At 53.0% G+C, this 20,220-nt stretch carries 18 protein-coding genes and 1 riboswitch; of the genes, 11 read left to right on the top strand and 7 right to left on the bottom strand.

Annotation, left to right across the window (positions count from 1 at the left end):
- Window positions 1-15 precede the first annotated feature (15 nt).
- Window positions 16-111, bottom strand: a riboswitch (TPP riboswitch).
- Window positions 112-159: 48 nt separating this feature from the next.
- The gene (gene sgrR / locus AB1287_RS01600) at window positions 160-1,821 is read right to left on the bottom strand and encodes an HTH-type transcriptional regulator SgrR (protein ID WP_435616741.1); all 1,662 of its coding nucleotides are present in this window, start codon (window positions 1,819-1,821) and stop codon (window positions 160-162) included.
- Window positions 1,822-1,908: 87 nt separating this feature from the next.
- Here sgrR and sgrT point away from each other — a divergent pair, with 87 nt between their 5' ends.
- Window positions 1,909-2,055 carry a glucose uptake inhibitor SgrT gene (sgrT, locus tag AB1287_RS01605; RefSeq protein WP_435616742.1) on the top strand — a complete coding sequence of 49 codons (147 nt, stop codon included), beginning with the start codon at window positions 1,909-1,911 and terminating at the stop codon, window positions 2,053-2,055.
- 110 nt (window positions 2,056-2,165) lie between these two features.
- Complete coding sequence (locus AB1287_RS01610; protein WP_435616743.1) at window positions 2,166-3,344, top strand: sugar efflux transporter; 1,179 nt, start codon at window positions 2,166-2,168, stop codon at window positions 3,342-3,344.
- Between the two features lie 93 nt (window positions 3,345-3,437).
- Here the strand turns inward: AB1287_RS01610 and leuD are convergent, their stop codons facing one another.
- The 5 genes from leuD to leuL all read right to left on the bottom strand — a co-directional run bounded on the left by leuD (window position 3,438) and on the right by leuL (window position 8,298).
- The gene (gene leuD, locus AB1287_RS01615) at window positions 3,438-4,043 is read right to left on the bottom strand and encodes a 3-isopropylmalate dehydratase small subunit (RefSeq protein WP_435616744.1); all 606 of its coding nucleotides are present in this window, start codon (window positions 4,041-4,043) and stop codon (window positions 3,438-3,440) included.
- Window positions 4,044-4,053: 10 nt separating this feature from the next.
- Window positions 4,054-5,454, bottom strand: a complete 1,401-nt coding sequence (gene leuC, locus AB1287_RS01620; RefSeq protein WP_435616745.1) for a 3-isopropylmalate dehydratase large subunit — start codon at window positions 5,452-5,454, stop codon at window positions 4,054-4,056.
- Window positions 5,455-5,456: 2 nt separating this feature from the next.
- A complete protein-coding gene (leuB, locus tag AB1287_RS01625) occupies window positions 5,457-6,548 on the bottom strand; it encodes a 3-isopropylmalate dehydrogenase (RefSeq protein WP_435616746.1) in 1,092 nt (363 codons plus the stop codon).
- Window positions 6,548-8,119, bottom strand: a complete 1,572-nt coding sequence (gene leuA, locus AB1287_RS01630; RefSeq protein ID WP_312626125.1) for a 2-isopropylmalate synthase — start codon at window positions 8,117-8,119, stop codon at window positions 6,548-6,550. The genes leuB and leuA overlap by 1 nt, the downstream gene beginning before the upstream one ends.
- A 92-nt stretch (window positions 8,120-8,211) precedes the next feature.
- Window positions 8,212-8,298 carry a leu operon leader peptide gene (gene leuL / locus AB1287_RS01635; RefSeq protein WP_101706271.1) on the bottom strand — a complete coding sequence of 29 codons (87 nt, stop codon included), beginning with the start codon at window positions 8,296-8,298 and terminating at the stop codon, window positions 8,212-8,214.
- A 611-nt stretch (window positions 8,299-8,909) separates the two neighbouring features.
- Between leuL and leuO the strand changes: the two genes are divergently transcribed.
- The 5 genes from leuO to AB1287_RS01660 all read left to right on the top strand — a co-directional run bounded on the left by leuO (window position 8,910) and on the right by AB1287_RS01660 (window position 14,273).
- Entirely contained in the window at window positions 8,910-9,878 is a 969-nt protein-coding gene (leuO, locus tag AB1287_RS01640; RefSeq protein ID WP_312626126.1) for a transcriptional regulator LeuO, read from the top strand.
- 384 nt (window positions 9,879-10,262) lie between these two features.
- A complete protein-coding gene (gene ilvI, locus AB1287_RS01645; protein ID WP_435616747.1) occupies window positions 10,263-11,987 on the top strand; it encodes an acetolactate synthase 3 large subunit in 1,725 nt (574 codons plus the stop codon).
- Between the two features lie 2 nt (window positions 11,988-11,989).
- Window positions 11,990-12,481 carry an acetolactate synthase small subunit gene (gene ilvN, locus AB1287_RS01650; RefSeq protein ID WP_097162857.1) on the top strand — a complete coding sequence of 164 codons (492 nt, stop codon included), beginning with the start codon at window positions 11,990-11,992 and terminating at the stop codon, window positions 12,479-12,481.
- Window positions 12,482-12,661: 180 nt separating this feature from the next.
- On the top strand, window positions 12,662-13,666 hold the full coding sequence (cra, locus tag AB1287_RS01655) for a catabolite repressor/activator (protein ID WP_435616748.1): 1,005 nt from the start codon (window positions 12,662-12,664) through the stop codon (window positions 13,664-13,666).
- Window positions 13,667-13,685: 19 nt separating this feature from the next.
- Window positions 13,686-14,273 (top strand): hypothetical protein, encoded by a 588-nt coding sequence (locus AB1287_RS01660; protein ID WP_435616749.1) that lies wholly within the window; start codon window positions 13,686-13,688, stop codon window positions 14,271-14,273.
- Here AB1287_RS01660 and AB1287_RS01665 read toward each other — a convergent pair.
- Window positions 14,231-15,016 (bottom strand): transcriptional regulator, encoded by a 786-nt coding sequence (locus AB1287_RS01665; protein ID WP_435616750.1) that lies wholly within the window; start codon window positions 15,014-15,016, stop codon window positions 14,231-14,233. The genes AB1287_RS01660 and AB1287_RS01665 overlap by 43 nt on opposite strands.
- Before the next feature lie 769 nt (window positions 15,017-15,785).
- On the opposite strand from AB1287_RS01665, the gene AB1287_RS01670 reads away from it, so the two are divergent.
- The 4 genes from AB1287_RS01670 to AB1287_RS01685 form a co-directional block, all read left to right on the top strand.
- Window positions 15,786-16,202, top strand: a complete 417-nt coding sequence (locus AB1287_RS01670) for a transcriptional regulator (protein WP_435616751.1) — start codon at window positions 15,786-15,788, stop codon at window positions 16,200-16,202.
- Window positions 16,199-16,813 carry a LuxR C-terminal-related transcriptional regulator gene (locus AB1287_RS01675; RefSeq protein ID WP_435616752.1) on the top strand — a complete coding sequence of 205 codons (615 nt, stop codon included), beginning with the start codon at window positions 16,199-16,201 and terminating at the stop codon, window positions 16,811-16,813. The genes AB1287_RS01670 and AB1287_RS01675 overlap by 4 nt, the downstream gene beginning before the upstream one ends.
- 152 nt (window positions 16,814-16,965) lie before the next feature.
- The gene (locus tag AB1287_RS01680) at window positions 16,966-17,847 is read left to right on the top strand and encodes an OmpA family protein (protein WP_435616753.1); all 882 of its coding nucleotides are present in this window, start codon (window positions 16,966-16,968) and stop codon (window positions 17,845-17,847) included.
- Between the two features lie 9 nt (window positions 17,848-17,856).
- Window positions 17,857-20,220, top strand: a 2,364-nt coding sequence (locus tag AB1287_RS01685; protein ID WP_435616754.1) for an Ig-like domain-containing protein, incomplete at its 3' end; no start/stop codon positions are given.

Consider the following 20,220-nt stretch of genomic DNA (forward strand, 5'->3'; position numbering starts at 1 on the left):
AGGGGTGGCAAAGGATTTTGAGTGAGCCTCAAATCCCTTCGCCGGCGTTATCCGGATCAGGTTCGACGGGTATTATCTCAGCCGCGTTTTGCAGCACCCCGTTGAGAACGGCGTTATTGTAATGAGTTTGTGACTTTTCAGGAAGCCTCGCGGTGGGGATTAAGGGTCGGGCGGCGCAAACCAGGCTGACTTAAAGTCAAACCAGCCGAGCGTGTTCATCCGCAGGCCACGCATACTGCGCTGCCCCTGGATGCGCAGCCAGTGGTGGATCAACGGTACGATGTCACGCCGGGCAATCAGCTGCTGCGACCAGTTGGCGAGGTTGATCTCCCCCGCCTGCCAGTCGGTGGCGGCCTGTTGCCAGTCCAGCGGAATGCAGTGCTGGATCAGCGGCACTTCAAACAGGTGTGCGAAGAGCGAGAAGTCCAGCGGCAGCGTGAAGTTGGCGCTGTTGAGCCACATATCGCTTTGCGCTTCGCCGCGGTGCCATTCATCGTAGTCAAGTTCCTGAATCACCAGCTTCACCTGATGTTCAGCCAGCAGTCGGCTCATGATTAGCGCAATGTTCTTATGCTCCAGATGCTCCCGGTAATAGGTAAGCGTGAGCGTTTCCAGCCCGGGGGGCTTCTCGCCTTTGCCGGGGCGGGCGTGGTGCCAGCGCGGTAGCAGGCCGTAGGCCGGGAACCAGTAGCCCTGATACTGTTCGTCGGCGTGGTAGAGCAGGTTGGCAGGGGAGAGGATTTCGCTTACCCAACGACGAACATCGTCCGCCAGGCCCTTCTGGCTTCGGGCGTCGAAAAGCAGGTAATAACACCCTTCCTCCAGGCGACTTTCTACCGCTTTTTCACCCTCGGTGGAACTGGAGCCTTCCAGCGTCAGGCCACAGGTCACCTCGTCGCTAATTTCTGGTAAGACCCAGACGTTCACTTCGTCGATCAGCGCACGAAAGCCAAAGAAGTCGTCGAATGCGTGGATCTTCAGCTGATTCTCGTTGTTGCGGACAACGGCATAAGGCCCGGTGCCCACCGGCAGGCTGGAAAAATTGTGCATGGTTTCCCATTCCTGCGGCAGGATCATCGCCGGAATGTGGCCGAGTAGCCAGGGGAGCCAGCGGTCAGGACGAGAGAGGTGGATATCCAGCGTCCAGGCCGTCGGGGAATCAATTTGACTGATGTGCGCATAGAGCGGCAGAGTGTTAATGCGCTGCAAAGAATGGATAACGTCTTCCATTTCCAGTTCACGTCCGTGGTGAAAATGGATGCCTGGTCGGAGGTAAAATCGCCAGTGTAAAGGGGAAATTTGCTGCCAGTGGTGCGCAATATCCGCTTCCAGTTCCCCGTTTTCCTCATTTATGCGCGTCAGGGCGCTGAAAATCTGCCGGGCGATGTGGGTCTCCGAGCGGCGCAGCGGCGTGCCGGGCAGCAGGTTGCGCATCGGGCGGTAGTAGAGCACCCGCAGAATATGCCGACCCTGGCGGAAGCTGCGCCCCAGATGGGACACCAGCATCTGACGCACGGTGGCTTTATCGCCGACGAGTTGCACAAGCTGATCGATTCTGTCCTGCTCGAGCAGGTCCTCAGCCCGCTGCTGCTGAAGCGCGAGGCCTGTATAAAGGAAGGTGAGATGTGAGCGCTTGCCGCGTCCGGCCTCCGCCTGCCAGGTGAGCCAGCCGCGCTCTTCCATGGTGTTAAGCAGCGTGCGCATATGGCGGCGTGAGCAACTCAGCAATTCCGCCAGCTCGTTGAGCGTGGTCTCCTGGGATTTTCCGTCACAGCACTGCCATAAGCGGATGAACTGTTGTTGCAGACGACCAGAGGACATAAAAGGGGAACTCCCGGTGAAAACTCAGCAATTTATTTATCCTCATATTAAGCCAATAATTCATTTCGATGAAGTGAGGAGGTGACGATGAAGCAGCCAACTGTCCGTCAGTTTTATCAACAGTACTTTTTGGCGACGCAGGGAGCGTCATGGCTGGCCCGCCTGGTCGCAGGAACGCGCCTGAAGATGCTGGAAGATCTGATGCAGTGGGAAGTTACAACGCCGGCTTCTTGATCCCACTAACTTGCCTGATCATGTGTGACTGAGTATTGGTGTAAAATCACCCGCCAGCAGAACCGTTCTGCTGGCTTTTTTCGTTTCTCTTTGGTGGATAAGGAACAATCATGCTCTGGCTGATGACGATGGGACGACGCCTGAACGGGGTGTACGCGGCTTTTATGCTGGTGGCGTTCATGATTGGCGTGGCCGGGGCTTTGCAGGCGCCGACCCTGAGCCTGTTTCTTAGTCGGGAAGTGGGCGTACAGCCGTTCTGGGTCGGCCTGTTTTACACCGTTAACGCCATTGCCGGGATTGCCGTGAGCCTTGGGCTCGCCAAACGTTCGGATCGCAAGGGCGACAGGCGCAAGCTCATCATGTTTTGCTGCCTGATGGCCGTGGGTAACGCGTTACTGTTCGCCTTTAACCGCCATTATCTGACGCTCATCACCTGCGGCGTGCTGCTGGCATCCCTCGCCAACACGGCTATGCCGCAGCTTTTCGCCCTGGCACGTGAATACGCCGACAGTTCGGCCCGTGAAGTGGTGATGTTCAGCTCTGTTATGCGCGCGCAACTTTCGCTGGCGTGGGTAATCGGTCCGCCGCTGGCCTTTATGCTGGCGCTGAATTACGGCTTTACCGTGATGTTTTCTATTGCCGCCGGGATTTTTGTGCTGGGTCTGGCGCTGATTGCCTTCGCGCTGCCTTCGGTGGCGCGCGTGGAGCAACCCGCAACGGTGGCGCTGACCGCGGTCAGCGGCTGGGGCGATAAAAATGTACGTATGTTGTTTATCGCTTCCACGCTGATGTGGACCTGCAACACCATGTATATCATCGATATGCCTTTGTGGATCAGCAGTGATTTGGGGCTGCCGGATAGCCTGGCGGGCATTCTGATGGGAACGGCGGCCGGGCTTGAGATCCCGGCGATGATCCTTGCAGGCTACTACGTCAAACGCTTTGGTAAACGCCGGATGATGATGACCGCCGTGGCCGCAGGCGTGCTTTTCTACGCCGGGCTGATAGTGTTCCACAGCCGCGAGGCGCTGCTGATCCTTCAGTTATTCAACGCGGTGTTTATCGGGATTATCGCCGGGATCGGCATGCTGTGGTTTCAGGATCTGATGCCGGGACGAGCGGGTTCCGCGACGACGCTTTTCACTAACAGCATTTCAACGGGGGTGATTCTGGCGGGCGTGATTCAGGGCGCGGTAGCGCAAAGCTTCGGTCATCACTTTGTCTATTGGGTGATTGCGGTAATTTCGCTAATGGCGTTTGGCCTGACCTGCAGGGTGAAGGATGTTTAAGTAGAAATGCCGGATGCGCAGAGCTTATCCGGCCTACAGGGGACTGATTTTTTTGTAAGCCGGATTAAGGGGGCGCCGCATCCGGCACCCGGTTCAGCTCATAAACGCAGGCTGTTTGCTTTCGTACGCTGAGATGGCGTCTTCATGCTGAAGCGTCAGGCCGATGCTGTCGAGACCGTTCAGCATACAGTGGCGGCGGAAGGCGTCGAGCGTAAAGCTGTAGGCTTTATCGCCTGCTTTTACCACCTGCGCTTCCAGATCCACTTCAAAAGTCATGCCCGGATTCGCCTGCACCTGCTTAAACAGGTCATCGACCTGCTCATCGCTCAGCGTGACCGGCAGCAGCTGGTTGTTGAAGCTGTTGCCGTAGAAGATGTCGGCGAAGCTCGGTGCAATCACGACTTTGAATCCATAGTCGGTCAGTGCCCATGGAGCGTGTTCACGCGATGAACCGCAGCCAAAGTTTTCACGCGCCAGCAGAATGGACGCCCCCTTGTACTCCGGGAAGTTCAGCACGAATTCCGGGTTCGGTTGCTCTCCCTTGTCATCGAGGAATCGCCAGTCGTTGAACAGGTGCGCACCGAAGCCGGTACGGGTCACTTTCTGTAAAAACTGCTTCGGAATGATCGCATCGGTGTCGACGTTTGCCGCATCCAGTGGGACAACCAGGCCGGTATGTTGGGTAAATTTCTCTGCCATGAGGGTCTCCTTATTTCATTCCACGGATGTCGGCGAAGTGGCCGGTCACGGCGGCTGCCGCGGCCATTGCAGGACTGACCAGGTGCGTACGACCGCCGCGGCCCTGACGGCCTTCAAAGTTACGGTTGCTGGTGGAGGCGCAGCGCTCGCCCGGATTCAGGCGGTCGTTGTTCATTGCCAGGCACATAGAGCAGCCCGGTAAACGCCATTCAAAACCGGCTTCGATGAAAATCTTATCCAGGCCTTCTGCTTCCGCCTGGGCTTTTACCGGACCGGAACCCGGTACGACCAGCGCCTGAACGCCTGGTGCGACTTTGCGCCCTTTGGCAATTTCTGCCGCTGCGCGTAAATCCTCAATGCGGGAGTTGGTGCAGGAGCCGATAAAGACTTTATCGATCGCCACTTCGGTCAGCGGGATGCCTGGCTTCAGGCCCATATACGCCAGCGCTTTTTCAGCACTTGCACGTTCAACCGGATCGGCAAACGAGGTCGGGTCCGGAATGCTGTCGTTGACGGAAATCACCTGGCCCGGGTTGGTGCCCCAGGTGACCTGCGGGGCGATCTCTTCGGCCTGTAAGGTCACGACGGTATCGAATTTTGCGTCGGCGTCGGTTTTCAGGGTTTTCCAGTACGCAACGGCATCGTCAAAATGCTGGCCTTTCGGTGCGTGCAGGCGACCTTTGACGTAGTTGAAGGTGGTTTCATCTGGCGCAACAAGACCTGCTTTCGCGCCCATCTCAATCGCCATGTTGCACAGGGTCATGCGGCCTTCCATCGTCAGCGCCTGGATGGCGTCGCCGCAGAATTCGACCACGTGCCCGGTACCGCCCGCGCTGCCGGTTTTGCCGATAATCGCCAGCACGATATCTTTCGCCGTGATGCCCGGTGCAGCCTTGCCTTTAACCTCAATTTTCATGGTCTTCGCGCGGCCCTGCTTAAGGGTCTGCGTGGCCAGTACATGCTCCACTTCGGACGTGCCGATACCGAACGCCAGTGCGCCAAACGCGCCGTGGGTGGCGGTGTGGGAATCGCCGCAGACGATGGTCATGCCCGGCAGGGTAATCCCTTGCTCTGGCCCCATCACATGCACAATGCCCTGATACGGGTGATTCAGGTCATACAGCTCCACGCCAAACTCGTTACAGTTCTTGATGAGCTCCTGCATCTGAATACGCGCCATTTCACCGGAGGCGTTGATGTCTTTGGTCTCCGTCGACACGTTGTGATCCATCGTGGCGAAGGTTTTGCCCGGCTGACGCACCGGACGATGGTGCGCGCGCAGGCCGTCAAACGCCTGCGGGGATGTGACCTCGTGCACCAGATGACGGTCGATATACAGCAGCGGGGTTTCGTTTGGCGCTTCGTGAACGATGTGCGCATCAAACAATTTTTCGTATAACGTCTTCGCCATGATTACACCCCTTCTGCAACATAGCGGGCGATGATGTCGCCCATTTCATCAGTGCTGACCGCCGCGTTGCCGCGGGCCAAATCGCCGGTACGTACGCCTTGCTCTAATGCACGGTTAATCGCATTTTCAATAGCCGTGGCCGCGTCGTTTGCGTCCAGGCTGTAGCGCAGCAGCAGCGCCAGCGACAGGATCTGCGCAATCGGGTTGGCGATATTTTTGCCAGCGATATCAGGCGCGGAGCCGCCAGCCGGTTCGTACAGGCCAAAACCTTGCTCATTGAGGCTTGCTGATGGCAGCATGCCCATCGAACCGGTAATCATCGCGCACTCATCTGAGAGAATGTCGCCGAACAGGTTAGAGCAAAGCAGCACGTCGAACTGGGACGGATCCTTAATCAGTTGCATGGTAGCGTTATCGATGTACATGTGCGCCAGCTCGACGTCGGGATACTCTTTCGCGATTTCGTTAACGATTTCGCGCCACAGAATGGAGGTCTGCAATACGTTGGCTTTATCGATAGACGTCACTTTATGACGGCGCTTGCGGGCAGACTCAAAGGCGATACGCGCAATTCGCTCGATTTCAAAGCGGTGATACACCTCGGTATCAAAGGCTTTTTCGTGCTGGCCGCTGCCTTCACGGCCTTTTGGCTGTCCAAAATAGATGCCGCCGGTCAGTTCACGGACGCACAGAATGTCGAAGCCGTTGGCGGCAATATCTGCGCGCAGCGGGCAGAACTCTTCCAGCCCCTGATACAGTTTTGCCGGGCGCAGATTAGAGAACAGTTTGAAATGCTTGCGCAGCGGCAGCAGCGCCCCACGCTCCGGCTGCTCGGCAGGAGGCAGGTTTTCCCATTTCGGGCCGCCGACGGAGCCGAACAGGATGGCATCGGCCTGCTCACAGCCTTCTACCGTTGCCTGCGGCAGCGGTTTACCGTGCTTATCGATAGCGATGCCGCCTACGTCGTAGTGGCTGGTGGTAATGCGCATGTCAAAACGGCTACGCACGGCTTCCAGGACTTTCAGGGCTTGTGCCATCACTTCCGGGCCAATACCGTCGCCCGGTAACACAGCAATATGGTAATTCTTCGACATTACACGGTTTCCTTTTTGTTCTCGTTATTCTGCGCTTTGCGCTGCAACTCTTTTTCGACTTCGTTTGCACGCCAGATATTGTTCAGCACGTGCACCATCGCCTTAGCGGAGGACTCAACGATGTCCGTTGCCAGGCCTACGCCGTGGAAGCGGCGGCCGTTATAGTTCGCCACGATATCCACCTGACCCAGCGCGTCTTTACCGTGACCTTTGGCAGTCAGACCGTATTTCACCAGCTCGATGTTGAAGTTGGTGATACGGTTGATGGCCTGGTAAACCGCATCGACCGGGCCGTTGCCGTTTGCCGCTTCGGCTTTGACTTCTTCGCCACAGGCGAGCTTGACGGAGGCGGTAGCGATATCGTTGGAGCCGGACTGCACGCTGAAATAGTCCAGGCGGAAATGCTCTGGCTCTTCCTGCTGTTTGTTAATAAAGGCCAGTGCTTCCAGGTCATAGTCAAAGACCTGGCCTTTTTTGTCGGCCAGCTTCAGGAACGCGTCGTACAGGTTATCCAGGCTGTAATCGGTCTCTTTGTAGCCCATTTCATCCATACGGTGCTTCACTGCCGCGCGGCCAGAGCGGGAAGTCAGGTTCAGCTGCACCTGATTCAGGCCGATGGATTCCGGGGTCATGATTTCGTAGTTTTCACGATTTTTCAGCACGCCGTCCTGATGAATGCCGGAGGAGTGGGCGAAGGCCCCGGTACCAACAATTGCTTTGTTCGCCGGGATCGGCATGCTGCAGATCTGGCTCACGGTCTGGCTGGTGCGCCAGATTTCGTTGTGATTGATGCGCGTCTGCACGTTCATGATGTCTTTGCGGACTTTGATCGCCATGATCACTTCTTCCAGCGAACAGTTACCCGCTCGTTCTCCGATGCCGTTCATTGCGCCTTCGACCTGACGAGCGCCTGCGTGTACGGCGGCGATGGCGTTGCCAACGGCCAGGCCGAGGTCGTCGTGGGTGTGAACGGAGATAATCGCTTTGTCGATGTTAGGAACGCGCTCATACAGCCCGGAAATGATATTGGCGAACTCGAACGGCATGGTGTAGCCGACGGTATCAGGAATATTGATGGTACGCGCACCGGCGTTGATGGCGGCTTCGACGACGCGGGACAAATCTTCAATCGGCGTGCGGCCTGCATCTTCACAGGAAAATTCAACGTCGTCGGTGTAATTGCGGGCGCGCTTGATCATATAGATTGAGCGCTCAATGACTTCGTCCAGCGTGCTGCGCAGCTTAGTGGCGATGTGCATTGGGGAAGTGGCAATGAAGGTGTGAATACGGAAAGCTTCAGCCACCTTCAGGGACTCTGCAGCCACATCAATGTCTTTCTCGACGCAGCGAGCCAGGGCGCAGACGCGGCTGTTTTTCACGGTGCGAGCGATAGTCTGAACGGATTCGAAATCGCCCGGTGAGGAGACAGGGAAACCGACTTCCATCACGTCAACACCCATGCGTTCGAGGGCCAGCGCGATCTGCAGTTTCTCTTTCACGCTCAGGCTTGCCTGTAATGCCTGTTCACCGTCACGTAAGGTGGTATCGAAGATAACGACTTGTTGGCTCATGGTTTTGGTCCTTGTCAGTCTTAGGTCGCCTTGCTACGAGCATAAAAAAACCCGCGCTAAGGCGCGGGTTTTTAGTCTTACCAGGGGATGACTTAACGTAAAACGTCGCCCACCAGTCTACCGCGCACAGTGAATGCGTTTAGTAGTAGTAGACCGGTGAAACGAGTAGTACGGATCATTGCGTCATGCCCCAGATGAATTCGATATGCTTTTAGTGGTACTGGATATGCCGATCGATGTCAACCTTTTCTGCTGAAAATGCCAGGTATTCTGTTGTTGAGATAAGAATATTCCTTAGCTGATTGTTCTGATGAATCTTTTTTTTCTCGCAGATTGTTTTAATTCATACTTATTTTTTTTAATGAAATGTAGCAGCTGAACATGAATATTCTTATTTGGAAAAGGACATCAATGCCAGGCCTGAAAGGGTAACGCGATGATATGGCGGTAATTAACGTTGTGTGTTTTCTATTTTTAGGAATTTTCATAGTTAATTGCTAGTAAAATGTTATGTGAATAAGATCGCTTCCGAAATAGAATTTAAATCTCTGAGACTATTCTTGACTCAAACTATTGTTGTCTATTTTCCTGGTTTATGATTAAAATTTGCCTATAAAGTCTCGTATATGGATTGGCGGGGAGCCAGCGTGGCAGAATGCTTGTTTTTTTGTTACTTAATGGCCCGCCTTTATAAATTCCTAATTATCTCTGCATATCTTCTTCCCTGTGTATATGCATGTTAAATCCTGTTCTTAATATTTGTTGCTGTACCCGGTAAAAGGGAGTTCGTATGACAGTGGAGTCTACTATGGTGGTTGACAAAGAAGCCGCATCTACAGGTTCAGGCCAGGAGCAGAATTGCCCCCAGCTCCGTTCAGTTGACCTGAATTTACTGACCGTTTTTGATGCGGTTATGCAGGAGCAGAATATTACGCGAGCGGCGCATATTTTAGGGATGTCACAGCCCGCCGTCAGCAATGCAGTTTCGCGCCTGAAAGTCATGTTCAATGATGAGTTGTTCGTACGCTATGGCCGCGGCATTCAGCCTACTGCCAGAGCTTCGCAGCTGTTTGGTTCCATTCGTCAGGCCTTGCAACTGGTGCAGAATGAACTGCCGGGTTCGGGTTTTGAACCGGTAAGCAGCGATCGGGTGTTTAATCTCTGCGTTTGCAGTCCTCTGGATAATGCGTTGACCTCTTCAATTCTTAATTATGTGAATAAGGTCGCACCCAATATCCATTTAATATTTAAGTCCTGCTTAAATCAAAACACTGAACATCAGCTACGCTACCAGGAACTTGAGTTTGTCATCGGCTATGAAGAGTTCCGTCGCCCTGAATTTACCTGTCTTCCATTATTCCGCGATGAGATGGTGTTGGTTGCCAGTGCAAACCATCCACGATTGACGGGCCCAATGAAAGAAAGCGATATTTACCGGGAAGAGCACGCGGTGGTGTCTCTGGAGCGCTATGCTTCATTTAGTCAGCCCTGGTACGATACGCCAGAAAAACAGGCCAGCATTGCCTACCAGGGGATGGCATTAATCAGCGTACTGAATGTTGTGTCGCAAACCGATCTGGTAGCAATTGCTCCGCGCTGGCTGGTGGAAGAATTCACCGAAAAACTGAATATAAAAATGCTGCCGCTGCCAATGAAATTAAACAGCCGCACCTGTTTCCTTTCGTGGCATGAAGCGGCGGGGCGCGATAAAGGACACCAGTGGATGGAAGAGTTGCTGGTTTCTGTTTGCCGTCGTTAAGTTTCCGAATGTAAACCAGGTGCGCTTGCATCTGGTTTGTTCTGATTATCATCTTCATATCAATATTTTCTACTGATGTTTAATCAGCGAGTCGATGCGTCAGGGATCAAAAATGCATGATCGCCTGTGATGTCCCTTTTCTTTCGAATTTTTTTCATTCACTTTTCTTATTCCTGAAGTATTCCACTAATAAGCTTTCTGATGCCTCATTTTTCTGCTGTCGGGCACTTTCAGTGCCGCCCGGCTGCCGATTGCCTGCCTGATGACGAGCGGTTATGTTAAGGAAATGCTGTCATTCTGAAATCAACGGGGCGCACATTCACCCTGTTGTATGACGATGCGGAAATGAGTTCCGCCGTCATTAACTAAGCCTGGAGGCAAACCATGGAGATGTTGTCTGGCGCCGAGATGGTCGTTCGATCGCTTATCGATCAGGGCGTAAAACAGGTATTCGGCTATCCCGGAGGCGCAGTTCTTGATATTTACGATGCGCTGCATACCGTGGGCGGAATTGATCATGTGCTGGTTCGTCATGAACAGGCGGCCGTGCATATGGCCGATGGCCTGGCTCGCGCGACTGGCGAAGTGGGCGTCGTGCTGGTGACATCTGGCCCCGGTGCAACAAACGCCATTACCGGTATTGCTACCGCCTATATGGATTCTGTTCCTCTGGTCGTTCTCTCCGGCCAGGTCGCCACGTCGCTGATTGGTTACGATGCTTTCCAGGAGTGCGATATGGTGGGCGTTTCCCGACCGGTGGTGAAGCATAGCTTTCTGGTGAAGCAGACTGAAGACATTCCCGGCGTACTGAAAAAAGCATTCTGGCTCGCCGCGAGCGGGCGCCCGGGCCCGGTAGTTGTCGACTTACCAAAAGATATTCTCAATCCGGCGAATAAGCTGCCTTACAGCTGGCCGGAATCGGTGAGTATGCGCTCCTACAACCCGACCACCACGGGCCATAAAGGGCAGATTAAGCGTGCTTTGCAAACGCTTGTCGCGGCGAAAAAACCGGTGGTGTACGTCGGCGGAGGGGCGATCAATAGCGCCTGCGAAGGTGAGCTGCGTACGTTAATTGAAAAACTGAATCTGCCCGTGGCTTCTTCTTTAATGGGGCTGGGTGCTTTCCCGGCAACGCATCGTCAGGCGCTTGGTATGCTGGGGATGCACGGCACCTATGAAGCCAATATGACGATGCATAACTCCGATGTGATCTTTGCCGTTGGCGTTCGTTTTGACGATCGCACAACAAACAATCTCGCCAAATACTGTCCGAACGCGACGGTGCTGCACATTGACATCGACCCGACTTCGATTTCCAAAACGGTGGCGGCAGATGTACCGATTGTCGGCGATGCGCGAATGGTACTCGAGCAGATGCTTGAGTTGCTCGAACAGGAAACTGTGACTCAGCCATTAGACGATATCCGTGACTGGTGGCAGCAGATTGAACAATGGCGTGCACGTCAGTGCCTGAAGTATGACACCCAAAGCGAACACATCAAGCCGCAGGCGGTGATCGAGACTATCTGGAAGCTGACGAAAGGCGAAGCCTACGTGACTTCTGATGTCGGTCAGCACCAGATGTTTGCCGCCCTCTATTACCCGTTCGACAAACCTCGTCATTGGATCAACTCAGGTGGGCTGGGCACGATGGGGTTCGGCTTGCCTGCTGCGCTGGGGGTAAAAATGGCACTGCCGGACGAAACCGTCGTGTGTGTGACGGGCGACGGCAGCATTCAGATGAACATTCAGGAACTCTCAACCGCATTGCAGTACGAGCTGCCGGTGCTGGTGCTGAACCTTAACAACGGTTACCTCGGGATGGTGAAACAGTGGCAGGACATGATCTACTCTGGTCGCCATTCGCAATCTTATATGTCATCGCTGCCTGATTTCGTTCGTCTGGCAGAGGCTTACGGTCACGTGGGGATTCGCGTTAGCGATCCTGCGGAGCTTGAAGCGAAACTCGGCGAAGCGCTGGAGCAGGTGCGTAACAACCGTCTGGTGTTCGTGGATGTGATCGTTGACGGCAGCGAGCACGTCTATCCGATGCATATTCGCGGCGGCGGTATGGATGAAATGTGGCTGAGCAAAACGGAGAGAACCTGATTATGCGCCGGATCTTATCAGTCCTGCTGGAGAATGAATCGGGCGCGCTGTCGCGCGTGATCGGGCTTTTCTCCCAGCGTGGATACAACATTGAAAGCCTTACCGTCGCGCCTACCGACGATCCCACGCTTTCCCGCATGACGATCCAGACGGTCGGGGATGAGAAAGTGATCGAGCAGATCGAAAAACAGCTGCACAAGTTAGTGGATGTTTTACGCGTCAGTGAACTGGGGCAGGGGGCGCACGTTGAGCGCGAGATCATGCTGGTGAAAGTCCAGGCCAGCGGTTATGGACGTGAGGAAGTGAAGCGTAATACTGAAATCTTCCGCGGCCAGATTATTGACGTCACGCCGTCTATCTATACCGTTCAACTGGCGGGAACCAGCGACAAGCTCGACGCCTTCCTGGCTTCGTTGCGCGATGTTGCACGCATTGTTGAAGTAGCGCGCTCTGGCGTCGTCGGCCTGTCGCGTGGTGACAAAATTATGCGTTAAGCCTGGCTTTCATCCGAAAATTTCAGCCCGGCCTCAGACGTCGGGCTTTTTTTTGCGAATTCGTCGGTCAGTGCCGATAAAAGCGGTTGCCGCTGTACGCAATCTGCGTTTAGATGTTATGGAATTTATTCCATGATTTAACAATGGTTATGGATCGTACATTTTAAGCAAGGGGTAATTGTGAAACTGGATGAAATCGCCAGGCTTGCCGGCGTGTCACGCACCACGGCGAGCTATGTGATCAATGGAAAAGCGAAACAGTATCGCGTCAGCGATAAAACTGTCGAAAAGGTCATGGCCGTTGTACGTGAGCATAACTATCATCCGAACGCGGTCGCCGCGGGCTTGCGTGCGGGGCGAACCCGCTCCATCGGCCTCGTTATTCCCGATCTCGAAAACACCAGTTATACCCGCATTGCTAACTATCTTGAGCGTCAGGCGCGCCAGCGTGGTTATCAGCTGCTGATTGCCTGCTCTGAAGATCAGCCTGATAATGAAATGCGCTGCATTGAGCACCTTTTGCAGCGCCAGGTGGATGCCATTATCGTATCCACCTCGCTGCCGCCAGAACATCCTTTCTACCAGCGTTGGGCTAACGATTCTTTTCCAATCGTTGCGCTCGATCGTGCTCTGGATCGTGAACATTTCACCAGCGTTGTGGGTGCCGACCAGGAAGATGCGGAAGCGCTGGCTGCTGAATTGCGTAAATTCCCGGCCGATACGGTGCTCTATCTCGGCGCGTTGCCTGAGCTATCGGTTAGCTTCCTGCGTGAACAGGGTTTTCGCAGTGCCTGGAAGGACGATCCGCGGGAAGTGAATTTCCTTTATGCCAACAGCTATGAGCGGGAAGCCGCCGCTCAGCTGTTTGAAAAATGGCTGGAAACTCACCCAATGCCACAGGCGCTGTTTACCACTTCCTTTGCTCTTCTTCAGGGTGTGATGGACGTGACGTTACGTCGTGAAGGTAAGCTGCCTTCAGAACTGGCGATTGCGACCTTTGGCGATCATGAATTACTCGATTTCCTTCAGTGTCCGGTGCTGGCAGTGGCTCAGCGTCATCGTGACGTTGCCGAGCGAGTGCTGGAGATCGTGCTGGCAAGCCTCGACGAACCGCGTAAACCAAAACCTGGCCTGAGCCGTATCCGTCGTAACCTCTATCGCCGCGGTAGCCTGAGCCGCCGCTAATCATCCAGTGGAAAGGACAATGTTCACGATTGCCTTTCCACTTATACACATACCAGCCCCTGTACTGGCGGACGCACCTGGCCGCTCAGGTCCGGATGTTTTTCGGTTAGAATCGGTGACAATAAGCCAGTGGCAGTCTGCCGTTAAGAATGACGAAATCACCGTTGCGCTGCGGGGTTATCCTGTACTGAATTGTTGCCCGTTCTTCATAGAAAAAGGCATTGATAAACTGCCTCAGGGTATTGTTATCGACCTCATCGTAATTTTCTCGGATAGATTTGACGGACTGCATCAGGTAAATCGAGTTTTGCTCTTTAAAGGTGAAGATAATCTGTCGACTCAATGCCAGATGTCTGTCCTGCTCGTCCTTGACTTCGCCTGTCAGGGTTGCGACGCCCTCATCGCCATTGAACACAAGGCGAAATATGGCCTTCATATAGGGGCTTTTCAGATTGGTATAATATTCGGCGGAGCAGGAAAAATGATGCTTCTGGTAAAACCGCATAGCGAGGCCTGCCGATCCAAAGACCGCCATTGCCAGAAAGGTAAAGAGTATTTTCCGGATCATGGTGATATAAACCCTCTTATCACGCTGGAGGTACACTGAGGATCTTTGCTGTCCACTGGCACCGTGCAGGAGAGAACTGTGGCGGTATGCAAAATAGGGTAAATCGTGATGTAGGTGTATGGATTGCGACGGCAACTGGCCTCCAGCATGTCCAGAATTTTGAAGTGCGTTTTGAAGCTTCTTGTATCTTTATTAAAATAGACCTTGCAGGCGCCGACATTCTTATAAAAGACAAATTTCTCGGCAATGGAGGTTCTGGGAAACAGCATATAATCAACTGTCACCACGCCAAGGATTAGTAGGATAACCAAAGCCAGATACGTGAGAAGGTGAGCCGTTTGCGGATGGCTGAATTTTGCAAAAAAAGAATCCCCACTCCCCGGTTTTTCCTGAACCGTGTTTTTAACTGCTGGCAATACCGTCTCAGTATGCTTCTCAACGACTATTACCTCTGCTACTACGCTTTCATCGAGGCGAAAGCCTTTACGTGGCAGCGTCACAATCCAGCTATTGTTGTGGCTTGTCAGGCCTTTTAACGCTTTACGTAGTAAGGAGATATTTTGATAAAGATTGTTAGGCGTTGCGGATATGGCGTTATTACCCCATGCGTACTCGAAGAGTTCATTTTGTGTAACGATGTCCCTTTTTTTGATCAACAAAAGCAGACAGCGCGCGCTTGAGGCTGACAGAGAAACCTGCTGCTGCGTGTTGTGTTTGTTAATTAACAAATTTTCATCGGGATGAAATTCAACGCTGTCATTTAGCAAATAGGTAAAACACATTCCGCAAATACCCGTAGAGGAAATAATTCAGAGGGGGAACTATTAGCATTAATAATGTATGGTAAATGCAATTAATGGCAACGGCAACTATTTTGGGAATTTTCTCTTGAATATTCTGAGCTGCCGCTGTAGGAGACGCTATCCGTTACATGGAAATTACATTTCAGTTGCGCAATAGACCTTTCAGACGGCAGATGAATTCACTTTTGCCTGGTTGTATTAAAAAAAGACACAAACAGCAAACATTGTCACCTGTCTTTAAAATCTTAACGAGGATTATACACAGTATTAAGAGATTGGTGATGGTGATTTATTTTGTTGATTTTAATGAAGAAAATGGCATTCATTCTTAATGGTGATTCTGAATTGATAAAAGGCTATTAATAAAACGCTTCAGGTTGTCTGGTTTTGCAAAATCCCTATTATTCATTCTGTGATGAGATTGTAACTCCTGTTTGCCAGTTGATTGTGCCGCAACTTGATAAAAAACGATTCAATATGTTTATGCTTTTTTGAGGCATTAACCTTAACCACAGTCTTTGTGTTGTTGTTGAAATGTGAATGTTATGCGGCACTCAAGGTTAATAATTGGTGTAAAAATTTGTGCGGACAGTTAAATCTAGCTATTCATGCTGAGGTATTGGCTGCAGGTTTAAATTCTTCAATTTTTACTGGCTCTCGGTAATATAGGATTATTCGGAGTAACCATCACGATCATGGACCTGATTGATCCAGATGCCGAAGTTGTCTTCTAATAGGAATGTTTGGTATGAAAAAGGTACTTGCTGGCTATTATATAGGAAGCAACGTTCAGCTTGAGATTGCTCATAAGAAATTAAGCAGCCTGGACTCGAAAAGTCGTCAGCTAAGTTCATTTATTTTCCGGGATACAATGCTGAGGCTGTTTTTATACTTGCTGCAGAATGCTGACGGTCAGATCGTTAGTAACGAGCAGATTCTTTATCATGTGTGGGATCTGCATGGCTTAAAATCATCAAACCAGCGGTTATGGCAGGTTATGCAGGCTCTGAAATTCCGCCTGTCGGCCTTTGGCATAGAACACGATTTTATAATGAGAATTGAGACCTCTCAGGTAAAGGGCTATTCCCTTAAGCCCGGCATCGTCAGACCGTTTTATTTTTATAACGAAGATAAAACCATTGCTAATCTTGCTGGTAGCCTATGAAAATTTACATTCTATCTGATGATACTTTTTTTAGCCTTGGCGTCAGCGAAATCTTCATCAATGCGGGTTATGAAGCGTTGGTACTGAATCCGGGCGACGGCCCGGCGTGCCTGAAAGTCTGTGGAACCGCCAGTGCAACGGCAATTATTGATATTAATGACGGCGAGCGTCTGAACCGTATTTTCAGCGAAGGCGTACCGCATAATATCCGACTGCTGTTTGTTACCCGCCATGACAGCGTAGAGTACGCCCATTTTGGTTACTTCAATATTTTTATACCGCGCAGAATTGCCTGCAACCGCGTTGTCAGCTGGCTGCTTCGGTATCTGCGTGAGGAGTCGCGAGAGCTGTATCGCCTGACGGAGATAGAATCAGCTATTCTGCGCGCTCTGCTTGCCGGTGAGCCACCGGGGCTGATTGCCACAAAGATGAAATTATCCGTTAAAACTATCTCCAGAATTAAAATTAACGCTCTGAATAAAATGGGCGTTTGTCGTATGAACTGCAGGTCGTTGCTGTTTGTGAGCGATTATTTAAATAAGACCGTGTTTTTATCAATGACTCAGCGTCATTATCAGGAAAGTTATACCGGCTGGAACAGCCATTCTTAAATAATATATGTTTAGCCATAAGGAATGAATTTATGTCAGGTAGCAGAAAGTTATTTTTCTGCGTGCTTCTCCTGTTGTCTTTTGCAGGGAGCACAGGATATGCCAGCGCTGCATTACCAGCTGCTGGAAAGGTCAATGAAACGCCGTGGGTAATGGATTTATCCGCTATGCCGTCACAGTGGCAAGCGGAAAATACGCGTGCGCGGATCATTATTTTCCGCTTGCAAAGAAACCATGACAATTACGCCCTGCTGCCGTTGAACGTCTTTATTAATAAAGACTATCACGCCAGCCTTTATCCTGAACATCAGGCAGTGGGCGTCTCTGTTTGCCCGGGGGCGGCATCGCTGGTGGTAACGCCGGGCAACCGTAAACACGGCATTGTCGGCCTGGCACAGGGAACGAATGCGGTCACGCCGGCGCTGCAGGCCGGTAAGACCTATTTCTATCAGATTGCAATGGATGAGTCAGGTAACGCCGTAGGGCGCTGGGTCGATGATGCGCAGGCGAAAGCGGTGCTGGCTTCGGTAAAAGTTCAGGCGCATACGCTTTCCCGCGTAGAGGGGCACCAGGAGTGTCCTTCCGCCAGCTACATGCTTAACGTTTCGGCGTTATTTATGTTTGACAAATATAACGTTGAGGGGTTCCTGCCGGGAGCCACTGACAACATTTACCGGCTGGCCAGAAAAATTAATGCTGACTATCAGAGCATTAACAAAATTGTAGTGGTGGGGCACGCCGATCCGCTTGGGGACTGGCAGCGAAACCAGTTTGTTTCCGAGCAGCGTGCCCGCACGGTAATGAACCAGCTTATGCTGGCGGGAATACCCGCCAGCAAGCTCTCCGCTCGCGGAGTTGGCAGCACGACGCTGGCCATTACGGACTGCAATAAATACAAAAAGCGTGACGATGTCATTGGCTGTAATCAACCTAATCGTAGAGTCGAAGTGGAAGTTTACGGCGTCAAAAACGCAGAACAATCAAAGGATGGGAAGGCTACGGACGTAGCTTTCGACAGCTCCGTGACAAAATAAGGAAGCAACATGGATACGACGATTAAGGTAAATGTTCGGGGAAGCGGAGGAATTGTTTCCTCCCATGAGGTTCAGGCTGGCAAAAACGCTGCACTGAAAATTCAGATGCCTCAAAGCGGTCATTTTAATATTGAGTTAATTGACGAGCAGACCGGCCATGCGCCGCAGGTGATCGTGACTAAACGCGTTGGCAATGACCTGGTGCTGGTCTTCGAGGGTGAAGATCGTGAGGACGCTGACCTCATTCTGGAAGATTATTATAAAAACGACGAGCTCCACTTAATCGGCAGGGCTGAGAACGGTCAGTATTACGAATTTATTCCAACTACCGGTGACGTAGCCGACTATACGCCAGCGCTGGCGGACGGCGGCAGTAGCGAGCTGGCACTGGGTGGCGAAGGCGTCCTGGTAGCCGATCCTGCGGCGGACGGCTATGGATTTGGCTGGCTGCCCTGGCTGCTGATTGGCGGCGGCGTCGCAGGTGCGGCGGGTATTGCGGCGGCGGTAGCAGGCAAGGGCCACCACGATGACGATGACGCGCACCGTATTTCCGTGACCATTAATTCGGCGACTGATAAGGATAAGGACGGTCGACCGGAGTTCTCTGGCTCGTCCTCCAGCCCGGACTCGACTGTGGTCATTACGCTGCCTGACGGTAGCAAGATCACCACCCAGACTGACGGCAACGGCAACTGGTCCGTTGAGGCCCCGAATTCTCAGCCCAATGGCACTGTAATCGTAACGGTGACAGATTCCAGCGGAAACAGTGGTTCGGCCGATACCACCTACAAAGACACCTCTGCGCCAGATGCGCCGACCGTGACGGGGAATGATGACAAGGGGCTATCCGGCAGCGCAGAGCCAGGCTCAAGTGTTACCGTTACAGATCCAAAAACTGGCGAAACTACCACGGTTACCGCTGACGACAAAGGCAACTGGAGTATTTCCCCAAACCCGATACATGAAGGCGACAGCGGCGTGACGATCGTCGCAGAAGATCCCGCCGGAAACGTTTCCCCTCCTGTGATCATCGGCCGTCCGGATGCTACCGCACCGGATAACGTCACGTCAGGCCTGGTGGCTGGTTCGCTTAACCTGTATGACGATGTAGCGCCCATTACCGGCACCATCAAGGATGGTGGACTGACCAACGATACGCGCCCGCTCTATTCGGGCAAAGCGACTGCGGATATCGATCACGTCAACATCTACGACGGTGGCAAACTGGTGGGCAGCGCGAAGGTTGGCCAGGACGGCAAATGGAGCTATACGCCGACGACCAGCCTCGCTGAAGGCTCCACGCATGAGTACACCGCCGCCGCGGTGGATAAAGCGGGCAACATAGGCCCACAGATGAGCGGCACCCAGGACGGCAGCTGGACCTTCACCATCGACAGCCTCCCGCCAGACAATAAAACTTCCGGCATTATTAAAGGTGCTGTCACCCTGACCGATGACGTAGGCCCGGTGACCGGCCCCATTGCCGACGGTGCCACCACCGACGATGCACGTCCTACCTACAGCGGTCAGGCGACGGCCGATATCGACCACGTCAACATTTACGACAACGGTAAGCTTATCGGCTCCGCGCCGGTGGAAAAAAACGGTACCTGGAGTTTTACCCCTGCCACCGATCTGGCGAACGGCAGCCATGAGTTTACGGTTTCCGCGGTAGATAAGGCGGGCAATGAAGGTCTGCAGACATCCGGTACCAATGACGGTAGCTGGAGCTTCACCGTTGACACCTCCGTGCCGGATAACGTGACCTCCGGGATCGTTAAAGGTTCTGAAGAGCTGACCGACGACGTAGGCCCGGTGACGGGCCCGATTGCCGATGGTGATACCACCGATGACGCGCGTCCGACCTGGACCGGCCAGGCTACCCCGGATATCGATCACGTCAATATCTATGATAACGGCGAGCTGATCGGCAGCGCACCGGTAGACGAAGACGGCAAGTGGAGCTTCACCCCGGAAACCGATCTGGCCGACGGCAATCACGAGCTGACCGTCTCCGCCGTGGACAAAGCGGGCAATGAAGGCCCGCAGGTGTCCGGCACCGAAGATGACGGCTGGAGCTTCACCGTTGACACCTCCGTGCCGGATAACGTGACTTCTGGTGTAGTAAACGGCTCCGTCACCCTGACCGACGACGTGGCACCTGTCACCGGCACCATCGCGGACGGCAGCACCACGAACGATCTCCGTCCGACCTATGCGGGTCAGGCCACGGCAGATATTGACCACGTTAATGTCTACGACAACGGCGTGCTGATCGGCAGCGTGCCGGTGGACGAAGACGGCAGGTGGAGCTTCACTCCGGCGGCCGATCTGGCTGAAGGCTCAGCCCATGAGTTCACCGTAGCGGCGGTG

Source organism: Scandinavium sp. UTDF21-P1B, from assembly GCF_040750395.1.
Taxonomy (GTDB): domain Bacteria; phylum Pseudomonadota; class Gammaproteobacteria; order Enterobacterales; family Enterobacteriaceae; genus Scandinavium.